The following is a 10,895-nucleotide window of genomic DNA, read 5'->3' on the forward strand; positions in this document are numbered from 1 at the left end:
TCCCGCAAGCGGGAGGGGAAATGGACCGCCCCAACTACATCACCCCCGCCGGCTTCGCCGCGCTTCGCGCCGAGTACGACCGGCTGTTCGGCGAGGAGCGGCCGAAGCTGGTCGAGACGATCAGCTGGGCCGCCGGCAATGGCGACCGGTCCGAGAATGGCGACTATATCTATGGCCGCAAACGCTTGCGTGAGATCGACCGGACGCTCGGGCGGCTTTCCGCCAAGATGAAGGCGGCGAAGGTCGTCGATCCCGCCTGTCAGCCCGACAAGCGCAGAATCTTTTTCGGCGCGACCGTCACCATCGCGGACGAGGACGACAACCGGCGCACGCTGACGCTGGTGGGCAACGACGAAGCCGATGCCTGCACGGGGCTGGTTGGCTGGGACGCGCCGATCGCCCGGGCGCTGCGCGGCGCCGCGATCGGCGATGTGCGGCGCATCGCGCTCCCGGGTGGGGAGCGGGAATATGAGGTCTTGAGCATCTCCTATCCCTGCGCCAGAAGCTGATCGCGTCCGAGGGGGAGTTTCGATGTTCGCAGCATTGCGCCAGGCCATCCGCAGCAACCGGCGGGCGGCACCGTTCCGGCTGCTGGCATCGGCCGCCGACAAATATCTGCGCGCCTACCACAATGACGGATTCTACGAGTTCGACCGGAATGGCGAGCGCTTTGCCTTGTCCAGTTTTGCCGCCTGGAACGGCAACGCCGAGACCGTGATCTGGGACGTCGGCGCCCATGACGGCGAATGGGCCGAGACCGCTCACCGGATGATCCCGGCCGCGCGCATCACAAGCTTCGAGATTCTTCCGCCGATCGCGGAGCGGCTTCGCGCGCGCAATTTCGATCCGCAATGGTTCACGCTGGAGAATGTCGGCCTATCGGACAGCGACGGCGAAGTGGAGGTCAGCTGGAACCACTCCCACGACAGCACCAACGCGATCACGCCGCGTTCGGGTGGCCGCTGGTTCGAGGGCGCCGATGTCGAGCGCGTGTCGTGCCGCACGACCACAATCGATTCCTATCTCGCGACCGGCAAGGTGTCGCCCAGATTGCTGAAGATCGACACCGAGGGTCATGACGCAGCGGTGCTGGATGGCGCGGCGGGGCTGCTGTCCGGCCCCGATGCGCCGGCGATGATCCAGTTCGAATATGGCGAGACCTGGCTGCCGGCGCGCCGGACGCTGGGCGAGGTGCAGGCGCGGCTCGAGAGCTTTGGCTATGCGGTCGGCCGGCTTTTCCCCGACCATGTCGCGTTCAAGCCATATGAACTCGCCGACGATCATTTCCGCATGGGCAACATGATCGCCACCAGGGACGACCGGTTGAGGCGGGTGCTGGCGGCCTAGACCCGGCGCTACTCAGCCGCTCCTGAATTCGTCCTCAACCAGCCGCTCAAGCTCCGGGTCGAGCGGCGGCGGGTTCATGTCCACGCGCGCTTCGAGCTGATCGGCGATGGCAGTGAGCGCGGCGATGCGGGCGGCTTTCTTGTCGTTGCCGTCGATCACCGTCCACGGTGCCCAGCGCGTATCGGTGGCACCTAGCATCTCATTAACGGCCCACAGATAGGCGGGGCGCTTCGATCGGTTGCGGAAATCGTCGACACCGGTCTTCCAGCGCTTCCACGGGTCTTCGAACCGCTTCTTCAGCCGCTTGTCCTGCGTCTGCTGGGTGATGTGCACGAACAGCTTGACGATCGTCGTGCCGATGTCGCGCTGCTGCGCCTCGAACTCGTTGATCTCGTCATAAGCGCGCTTCCATTCCGCCTCGCTGGCGAACCCCTCCACGCGCTCGACCAGCACGCGGCCGTACCAGCTGCGGTCGAATAGGGCGATGTTGCCGGATCGCGGCAGCCTTTCCCAGAAGCGCCAGAGGAAGTGCCGGTCCTTTTCCTCGTCCGTGGGCGCCGCGATCGGCCATACTTCGAAATAGCGCGGATCCCATTTGGCGGTCAGGCGCTGGATGATGCCGCCCTTCCCCGCCGCGTCCCACCCCTCGACGGCGACGATGGCGCGGCGCTTGTGGACGATATGCGCGACCTGGATACGCGCGAGCCGCTCCTGCAGCGCGGCGAGATCCGCGTCATAATCGCCGGGGTAGTCGGCGCCGCGCTCGAAATCCTTGAGGTCTACGCCCACAAATCCCCCCTCCCGCTTGCGCGAGGAGTCAGGGGGGCCTGATCCGTCTGACGCAAAGCGCGGCGGAAACATGCCCTCCCCCGGGGCCTCCCGCAAGCGGGAGAGGAGAAGCGTTTTATTCCGGCGCGACCGCTGCCGCTGCGGCCTTCCCGTCCTTCGAGCCGGGCCCGTCGACCGTGCGGATATGCAGCTCGCGCAGCTGCTTCGGCGTGACCTGGCTGGGCGCGCCCATCATCAGGTCCTCGGCGCGCTGGTTCATCGGGAAGAGGATGACCTCGCGAATGTTCGGCTCGTCGGCCAACAGCATGACGATGCGGTCGATGCCGGGCGCCGAGCCGCCATGCGGCGGCGCGCCATATTTGAACGCGTTGATCATGCCGGCGAAGTTCGTGTCGACGTCTTCCTTGCTGTAGCCGGCGATCTCGAACGCCTTGTACATGATGTCCGGCCGGTGGTTCCGGATCGCGCCCGACGACAGCTCCACGCCGTTGCAGACGATGTCGTACTGGTAGGCGAGGATGTCCAAGGGGTCCTTGGTCTCCAGCGCTTCAAGCTCGCCCTGCGGCATCGAGAAGGGGTTGTGCGAGAAGTCGACCTTCTTCGCCTCCTCGTCATATTCGTACATCGGGAAGTCGACGATCCAGCAGAACTCGAACCGGTTCGGGTCGATCAGCCCGAGCTGCTCCCCGATGCGCGTGCGCGCGGCGCCGGCGAGCTTGGCCGCCTGCGCTTCCTTGCCGGTGGCGAAGAAGATGCCGTCATCGGGGCCGAGGCCCAGCGCCGCGACGAGCTTGCGGGTCGCTTCCTCGCCATGGTTCTTGGCGATCGGGCCGCCCAGCTCGCCGCCCTTCTGGGTGATGTAGCCAAGGCCCGCATGGCCCTCGGCGCGCGCCCAGTCGTTCATGTCGTCGAAGAATTTGCGGCTCTTGTCGGCGGTGTTCGGCGCGGGGATCGCGCGGACGACGCTGCCGCCCTCGACCAGCCGCGCGAACAGGCCGAAGCCGGAGCCCTTGAAGTGCTCCGACACGTCGGTGATGACGATCGGGTTGCGCAGGTCCGGCTTGTCCGAGCCGTATTTGAGCATCGCCTCGCGGTACGGGATGCGCGGGAATGGCGCCGGGCTCACTGCACGGCCGTTCGCGAACTCCTCGAACACGCCATACAGCACCGGCTCGATTGCCGCGAAAACATCGTCTTGCGTGACGAAGCTCATCTCGAAATCGAGCTGGTAGAATTCGCCCGGGCTGCGGTCGGCGCGGGCGTCCTCGTCGCGGAAGCAGGGGGCGATCTGGAAATAGCGGTCGAAGCCCGCGACCATGATCAGCTGCTTGAACATCTGCGGCGCCTGGGGGAGCGCGTAGAATTTGCCCGGATGCACGCGGCTGGGCACGAGATAGTCGCGCGCGCCTTCGGGGCTGGACGCGGTCAGGATCGGCGTCTGGAACTCGGTGAAGCCCTGGTCGATCATACGCCTGCGGATCGAGCTGATCACATGGCTGCGCAGCACGATGTTCGCATGCAGCCGCTCGCGCCGCAGATCGAGGAAGCGGTAGCGAAGGCGGATATCCTCCGGATAATCGGCCTCGCCGGCGACCGGCATCGGCAGCTCCTGCGCCTGCGACTGGATCGAGACGGCGTTGGCGAAGACCTCGATGTCGCCGGTCGGCAGGTTGGCGTTGGTGGTGCCGGCGGCGCGCGCCTTCACCACGCCGTCGATCGTCACGACCGATTCGACACGCACGCCTTCGAGCACCGGCAGCGCCGGCGAGTCGGCGTCCGCCACCACCTGAGTGATGCCGTAATGGTCGCGCAGGTCGATGAAGAGCACGCCGCCATGGTCGCGCTTCCTGTGCACCCAGCCGGACAGGCGGACGGTCTGTCCGACGTCGGAGGCGCGGAGCGCGCCGCAGGTGTGAGTGCGATAGGCGTGCATGATGTCTTCCAGCGGATGAGAAAGTTCAGGCCGGGCGCTTCCTAGCGCGCGACGGGATTGTCAAGGCGCGTGACAAAGCTATTGCGCAACCATGCAAATCCATCCGCTGATTACCGACAGCGCCACACTTGCCGATCTCTGCGCCCGCTTCGCCAAGTCCCGCTTCGTCGCGGTCGACACCGAGTTCATGCGCGAGAACACCTATTGGCCCGATCTCTGCCTGATCCAGATCGCCGACGAGAAGGAAGCCGCGGCGATCGATCCCAAGGCGGACGGCATCGACCTGACCCCGCTGCTGGACCTGCTGGTCGACAACCCGGACGTGCTGAAGGTCTTCCACGCCGGCGGACAGGATGTCGAGATCATCCACAATCTGACCGGCAAGACGCCGCACCCGATCTTCGATACGCAGATCGCGGCGATGGCGCTGGGGCAAGGCGAGCAGATCGGCTACGGCAACCTGGTCGACTGCTGGCTCGGTATCCAGCTCGACAAAGGTGCGCGCTTCACCGACTGGGCGCGCCGCCCGCTCGACCGGCGGCAGATCGATTATGCAATCGGCGACGTCACCCACCTTGTCCGCATCTTCCCGCTGATCGTGAATCGGCTGGTGAAGCAGGGTCGCGGCTATTGGCTCGACGAGGAAATGGAGCGGCTGGCGGACCCCGCCAATTATGTCAACGATCCCGAGCTCGCGTGGCAGCGCGTCAAGATCCCGAGCCGCAAGGCGGACGTGCTGGGGCGGCTGAAGGCGCTCGCAGCCTGGCGCGAGCGCGAGGCGCGCGGCAAGAACCTGCCCCGCGGCCGCATCGTCAAGGACGAGACGCTGGCCGATATCGCCGCCCATCCGCCGCGCGAGCAGAGCGATCTTGCCAAAGTCCGCGGCCTATCGGCCAGCTGGGGCGGCAACGATATCGGCGGGAGGATGATGAAGGCACTTGGCGAGGCCGCGCCGCTCGCCCCCGACGAGATGCCGCGCGAGGAGCGCAGGCCCGGGCTCGGCAAGGAAGGCGGACTGGTCGCGGACCTTCTGAAGCTGCTGCTGAAAATCCGCGCGCGCGAAATCGACGTGGCGCCGCGGTTGTTGGCCCGGACCGACGAGCTGGAGCTGCTGGCGGCGGGACGGCGCGACGGACTTGCGATCCTGGAAGGCTGGCGCTGCGAGCAATTCGGCAAGGACGCGCTCGACCTGGTCGAGGGCCGGCTCGCCTTCGCGGTGAAGAACGGCAAGCTGAAGATGACGCGGACGGAAGTTGCGGGCGGGTAGCTCCCTGGCGTCAGACCAATTTCGCTTCCAGCCCCATTGCCTCGGCGAGCTGGCGGAAGCGCTTTTCGACCGCTTCGCCGTACAGACCGCGGTCCTGGCCGGGCAGGCTAAGGCATAGCGCCCTGCCCTCCACTTTCAGCGAGGATCGGCGCAGCGGCCCGGCGACGCCCCCACTGAGGCGCTGGCCGAGGCGGATCGCGAGGCCCCAGCGGATGGCGCGGCGCACGTCGTTCTCGCCGACCAGCGTCGCCAGGGCACCGAGCGAGCCGGCGCCGCCGCCGAATGCGGTGAACAGCGCCTGGCCGAGCAGCACGCGGCCACGCGCGTCGATGCCGACCCAATTACCGTGCGCGCCGGTCTCGAAAGCGCGCTCCGCCCGGAATTCGGGATTGGCGCGCCAGCCGGTGTCGCCGAGCAGGCAGGCGGCAAGCCGCAGCCGCGCGTCCGTGTTCTTCGGGAACAGCGGCGCGATCCAGCGATCGAGCAGCTCGCCATGCTCCGGGAAGCGGCCCTGCACCTCGGCTTCCTCGCGGCACGCAACGATCAGCGGGTCTTCGGCCCGGATATCGTCGGGCAGGTCGCGGAACAGCAGCCCCTCGCGCAGACCATAGGCGGAGACGGTCAGGCTCTTGCTCTGCAGCTCCCGGACCAGCACCGCCAGCAACGCCGAGGCCTCGCCGAGCATCGCGATGCGGGAACCGGACAGCGACGGCACCAGCCTCAGCTGTTCGCGGCTGCTTTGCGCGACCGTGCGGGCCAGCCGGTCGGCGGCGGCCGGCGCCATCATATATTGGTGGACGATGGCGAGCGGATAGCCGGACAGCGCCATGTCGATCCGTGCCAGAGCGCGCCACGATCCGCCGACAAGGTAGAGCGGCAGCCCGCGTGCCGAAGCGAGCCAGGGCGCGCGCGCCAGATGCTCCGCGACCAGCGCGTCGAGCGCGCCCTTGCGGCCGTCGAGTCCCGCGATCCGGAGCACGCCAAGCGGGAAGGACGCGCGATCACGCACGCGGCCGCCGGCGATTCGTGTGAGCTCCAGGCTGCCGCCGCCGAGGTCGCCGACCAGCCCGTCAGCGTCAGGGATGGCGCTCAGCACGCCCAGCGCCGCCGCTTCCGCTTCCTCCTGGCCTGGAAGAAGCTCGACCGTCAGCCCCAGCTCCGCCGCGCGGGCCAGCAGCTCGTCGCCATTGGCTGCGTCGCGGACCGCGGCAGTCGCGACGGTGCGCAGCCGCTCCACCCGCATCTCGTCGCTGAGCAGCTTGAACCGGGCGAGCGCGCGGAGCGCGGCGTCCATCGACGCGGGCGGTATGGCCCCCGTGGCATCCAGGCTGCGCCCCAGGCCGGCCATGATCTTTTCGTTGAACATCGCCGCCGGGATGCGCGCCGGGCCGCCATAGACGACGAGGCGGATCGAGTTCGAACCGATGTCGATGATCGCAGACCGGACCGCACGCGCGTGGCGCGCAGGCGCGGCGGGGCGATCGAGCAGCGCGGTGTCGCTCACCGGCGCCTCAGGCTCAACGTCGGCACCGCGTCGCTGTTGGCGAGCGACTTGCCGCGGCCGGAAAGCGACGGGTTGGTCATGAAATAGCGGTGCAGATTGAACGGGCGCTCACCCGGCACATCGCGGACATAGGAGCCGTCCGGCTGAAGCTCCCAGCTCTGCTCATTGTCGATCAGATTCGCGACCATCACCTGGTCCAGAACCTGATCGTGCACCGTCGGGTTCACGATCGGCAGCATATATTCGACGCGGCGGTCGAAATTGCGCGGCATCCAGTCGGCCGACGAGATGAAGACCTTCGCCTTGTCATTGGGAAGCGCGCGGCCGTTGCCGAACGCGAAGATGCGGCTGTGCTCAAGGAAGCGGCCGATGATCGACTTGACGCGGATATTCTCCGAAAGGCCCGGCACGCCGGGCCTGAGGCAGCAGATGCCGCGGATGACGAGGTCGACATGCACGCCCGCGGCACTGGCCGCGTAGAGCTTCTCGATCATCGCGGGGTCGACCAGCGAGTTCATCTTCGCCCAGATGCTCGCCGGCCGGCCCGCACGGGCATGCGCGATCTCGTCGTCGATCAGCGCCGACAGCCGCTCGCGCAGGTGAAGCGGCGAAATGGTCAGCAGTTCAAGGTTGGTCGGCTCGACATAGCCGGTGATGTAGTTGAACAGCTGCGCCGCATCGCGCCCGACGCGCGGATCGGCGGTGAAGAAGCTGAGGTCGGTATAAACCTTGGCGGTGATCGGATGGTAATTGCCGGTCCCGAAATGGCAGTAGGTGCGGTAGCCGCCTTCCTCCCGCCGCACGACCATCGATACCTTGGCGTGGGTTTTCCATTCGATGAAGCCATAGACGACCTGCACGCCCGCGCGCTCCAGCGCGGAGGCCCAGAGCAGGTTCTGCTCTTCGTCGAAGCGCGCCTTCAGCTCGACCACGGCGGTGACCGACTTGCCGGCCTCCGCCGCGTCGATCAGCGCGCGGATGACGGCCGACTGCTTGCCGGCGCGGTAGAGCGTCTGCTTGATCGCGACCACGTCAGGGTCAGCCGCGGCCTGGTTCAGGAAGGCGAGCACGACGTCGAACGTTTCGTAAGGGTGATGGACGACGATGTCCTTGGCCTTGATCGCGGCGAAGCAGTCGCCGCCATATTCGCGGATGCGTTCCGGGAAGCGGGGCGAGAACGGGTCCCATTTGAGGTCGGGCCGGTCTTCCTCGACCAGCGCCTCGAGGTCCCCGATGCCGAGCAAGCCGCCGGCGACGGTCACGATCGTATCGCCGCCCAGTTCCTCGCGGACCTGGCGCTCGAGCGCTTCGGGAATGCCCTTTTCCAGCTCCAGCCGGATCACCCGACCGCGGCGGCGGCGCTTGATCGCGCTGCGGAAATAGCGGACCAGGTCTTCCGCTTCCTCCTCGATCTCGATGTCGCTGTCCCGGATCACCCGGAACACGCCGGAGCCGTTCACCTCGTAGCCTGGGAATAGCAGCGCGGTGAAGGCGCGGAGCACTGATTCCATCGCGATGTAGCGCGCCCGCTCGCCGGGAATCCGCACGAACGGCGGCAAGGTCGGCGGCAGCATCACCAGCTCACGGATCGGCTCCTTGTCCGACAGGCGCACCAGGTCGAAGATCACGCCCAGCCCGCGATTCGGGATGAAGGGAAACGGGTGCGCCGGATCGAGGGCCTGCGGCGTGATGATCGGGAAGATGTGGGCGCGGAAATGGGCTTCCAGCCAGTTGCGGGCGTCCGCCGGCAGGTCATGTTCGTCGACCAGCGCGATCTCGGCCGCCGCCAGCGCCTCGCGGAGATCGGCCCAGACCCGCTGCTGCGCCTGCATCAGCGCCTCGGCCTCGGCGGTCACGGCGGCGAGTTGCTGATTGACGGTGAAGCCCTCGGGCGAGCGCTCGTCGACGTCCTGGAGCTGCTGACCCTTCAGGCCCGCCACCCGCACCATGAAGAACTCGTCGAGATTGTTGCCGGAGATCGACAGGAAACGCAGCCGCTCCAGCAACGGATGGTTCGGATTGCAGGCTTCTTCGAGCACCCGCCGGTTGAAGGCGAGCCAGCTCAGCTCCCGGTTGAAATAGCGCTGGCCGTCGCTCGGCGCCGCTTCCTCGCGCAGGGCCGGTTCGGGGCGCATCAGAACAAATCCTCCTGCTTCGCGGCGAACGTATCGCGCGCCAGCTTGATCGACAATCGCACGCGTTTGGCCAACGCCGCCTCGTCGAGCGCGTCGACCGCCTGGATAATCCCGATATGGGTCCGCTCGATCCGGGGCATCAGCCAGGGCACGAGACCGGGCGGCACCTGCAAATTGCGCTGCAGCAGCAGCTTTTCGATCAGCCTCGCGGCCAGCGCGTCGTCGGGATCGCCCAGGCTGATCACCGGCGTGGCCGACAGGCGGGTCCTCAGGTCCGGCAGCCGGATTTTCCAGGCCGGCGGCGCTTCGTCGGCGACGATCAGCAGCGGCTTATGGCTCTCCTGCGCGCCGTTCCAGGCGTGGAACAGCTCTTCCTCCGGCCGGCGGTCTGCATCGTCGATCAACCGTCCGCCCGATTTCCGGGCGAACAGGCGGCCGAGCAGGCTGCGGCCGGATTTGCGCGGCCCGACCAGCAAGGTCGCCATCACCGGCCAGGTGCCCCAATGTTCGAGGTGCTTGACCGCGCGCGCGTTGCTTTCGCCGACGATGAAGTCTTCCTGACGCTCGTCGGCGGGCCAGCCGAGCGGCAGCGCCATCTGGTTCATTTGCGGGCCGGGGTTCCGCTCGGGCTTGGCGACGGCGACGCCGGAGCCGCCGGTGCGCCGCGACGGATGCGGAGCGTGCTCGGGCCTTGCTGGACCTGCCAGCCGCGCGCCTGGAGAGCCGCGGCGAGCGCGCCCTGATCGCCGGCGAAGTTCACCCGCATCACCGACACGCCGCCGAGCGCGAGGCTCGCCGTCTGCGCGGTCCGAACGCCGGGGATGCCGCGAAGGGTCGACTCGCCGGCGCTGACGGACGCGACGTCCGGCGTGTCGTACTGAACGTTGATGACCGAGACGCCGGGCGTCAGCACGTCGGAAACGACGGTCGGCGTTTCTTCCGGAGCCGCGTTGGCGAGCGCGTCCAGCTCTTCGTCGGTGGGGGCAACCGGCTCGGCGATCAGCGACGGGTCGGGGACCAGCCTGCCCTGCTGCAGCGCCTGGACGAACAGCGCGTCCATCCGCTTCACGCCTTCATCCAGCAGCTTCGGCAGCCCGTCGGCCGAGTCGACCCGGAGCACGAAGCCGCCAAGATATTCGCGATCGGGCCCATGATAGGCGGAGAAGCGACCGATCACCGGGCCGCCGGGCCACTGGCGCTGAATCTCCACCTGCGGGACCAGCACGTCGGCGGCGCCATAGCCGTCGATCAGCAGCCGCCACCAGGTGCGACCGGGGCGCCGGGTCTGGGCCGGCGTCAGGATCAGCGAATCGACTCCGGTGCCGGTCGGCCGGACATAATCGATCGGGCTGCCGCCGGTGCGGAAACGGGCCCAGGCCTTCTGCCATTCGGTGCGCGTCTCGAACGATTGCGGCACGCCGCCGGACCATTGCACGGGGATGATCAGCATCGGCGCCGAGCGCATCAGGTTTCCGGTGGTGCCGAGGATGGTGCCGGCGCGGGCGCGGTCGAACAGGACGCCCAGCCGCGCGATATAGCGATGCGGGCCGATCTGCTCATTCTCGACGACGATGCCGGCGACGATTCCGTCCAGCGCCGAATCGGACAGGCTGGGCCCTTTCTCGCCGCCATGGGTCCGCGCCCAGAGCGCGTCCCAGCCGCGGCGCTGCGCCAGCCGCCAGCCGGCAAGCCGCGCGGCTTCCGCGTTCGCCGCATAAACGTCGACGTCGATCCCCGTCACCTCGAAGCTCGACGAGCTGTCGACCGGCGGCACGCCGCGATCGCCACCTTCGATCTGCGCGCGCAGCACCGCCGCGGCGCCGAGCGCCACGACCAGCAACAGGACCAACGGAATCGGAACGGAGAAACGGCGCAGCGCGATCACGGCGCCCTTCTGGCGCGTCCCCGGTGGAAATCCAA

At 67.7% G+C, this 10,895-nt stretch carries 9 protein-coding genes; 3 read left to right on the forward strand and 6 right to left on the reverse strand.

Annotation, left to right across the window (positions count from 1 at the left end):
* Nucleotides 1-20: 20 nt before the first annotated feature.
* Both GON01_RS10050 and GON01_RS10055 read left to right on the forward strand, forming a co-directional pair.
* Nucleotides 21-509: a GreA/GreB family elongation factor gene (locus GON01_RS10050; protein WP_157027245.1), complete on the forward strand. Its 489-nt coding sequence runs from the start codon at nt 21-23 to the stop codon at nt 507-509.
* Nucleotides 510-531: 22 nt separating this feature from the next.
* A complete protein-coding gene (locus GON01_RS10055; protein WP_157027246.1) occupies nt 532-1,347 on the forward strand; it encodes an FkbM family methyltransferase in 816 nt (271 codons plus the stop codon).
* A gap of 12 nt (nt 1,348-1,359) precedes the next feature.
* Here the strand turns inward: GON01_RS10055 and GON01_RS10060 are convergent, their stop codons facing one another.
* Both GON01_RS10060 and aspS read right to left on the reverse strand, forming a co-directional pair.
* Nucleotides 1,360-2,136, reverse strand: coding sequence for a polyphosphate kinase 2 family protein (locus GON01_RS10060; RefSeq protein WP_181600033.1), 777 nt, complete (start codon nt 2,134-2,136; stop codon nt 1,360-1,362).
* Between the two features lie 115 nt (nt 2,137-2,251).
* The gene (gene aspS / locus GON01_RS10065; protein ID WP_157027248.1) at nt 2,252-4,069 is read right to left on the reverse strand and encodes an aspartate--tRNA ligase; all 1,818 of its coding nucleotides are present in this window, start codon (nt 4,067-4,069) and stop codon (nt 2,252-2,254) included.
* A gap of 91 nt (nt 4,070-4,160) precedes the next feature.
* Between aspS and rnd the strand changes: the two genes are divergently transcribed.
* Nucleotides 4,161-5,336 (forward strand): ribonuclease D, encoded by a 1,176-nt coding sequence (rnd, locus tag GON01_RS10070; protein ID WP_157027249.1) that lies wholly within the window; start codon nt 4,161-4,163, stop codon nt 5,334-5,336.
* A gap of 10 nt (nt 5,337-5,346) precedes the next feature.
* Here the strand turns inward: rnd and GON01_RS10075 are convergent, their stop codons facing one another.
* From GON01_RS10075 to GON01_RS10090, 4 genes are read right to left on the reverse strand one after another with little or no spacing between them, the layout of a single operon-like run.
* A complete protein-coding gene (locus GON01_RS10075; protein WP_309503440.1) occupies nt 5,347-6,840 on the reverse strand; it encodes a Ppx/GppA family phosphatase in 1,494 nt (497 codons plus the stop codon).
* On the reverse strand, nt 6,837-8,975 hold the full coding sequence (locus GON01_RS10080) for an RNA degradosome polyphosphate kinase (RefSeq protein WP_157027250.1): 2,139 nt from the start codon (nt 8,973-8,975) through the stop codon (nt 6,837-6,839). Before GON01_RS10080 ends, GON01_RS10075 begins: the two co-directional genes overlap by 4 nt.
* Nucleotides 8,975-9,580, reverse strand: a complete 606-nt coding sequence (locus GON01_RS10085; RefSeq protein ID WP_157027251.1) for a P-loop NTPase family protein — start codon at nt 9,578-9,580, stop codon at nt 8,975-8,977. The genes GON01_RS10080 and GON01_RS10085 overlap by 1 nt, the downstream gene beginning before the upstream one ends.
* Complete coding sequence (locus GON01_RS10090; protein WP_309503442.1) at nt 9,577-10,860, reverse strand: heavy-metal-associated domain-containing protein; 1,284 nt, start codon at nt 10,858-10,860, stop codon at nt 9,577-9,579. The genes GON01_RS10085 and GON01_RS10090 overlap by 4 nt, the downstream gene beginning before the upstream one ends.
* Nucleotides 10,861-10,895 lie beyond the last annotated feature (35 nt).

The organism is Sphingomonas horti, from assembly GCF_009753715.1.
Lineage (GTDB): Bacteria > Pseudomonadota > Alphaproteobacteria > Sphingomonadales > Sphingomonadaceae > Sphingomonas_B > Sphingomonas_B horti.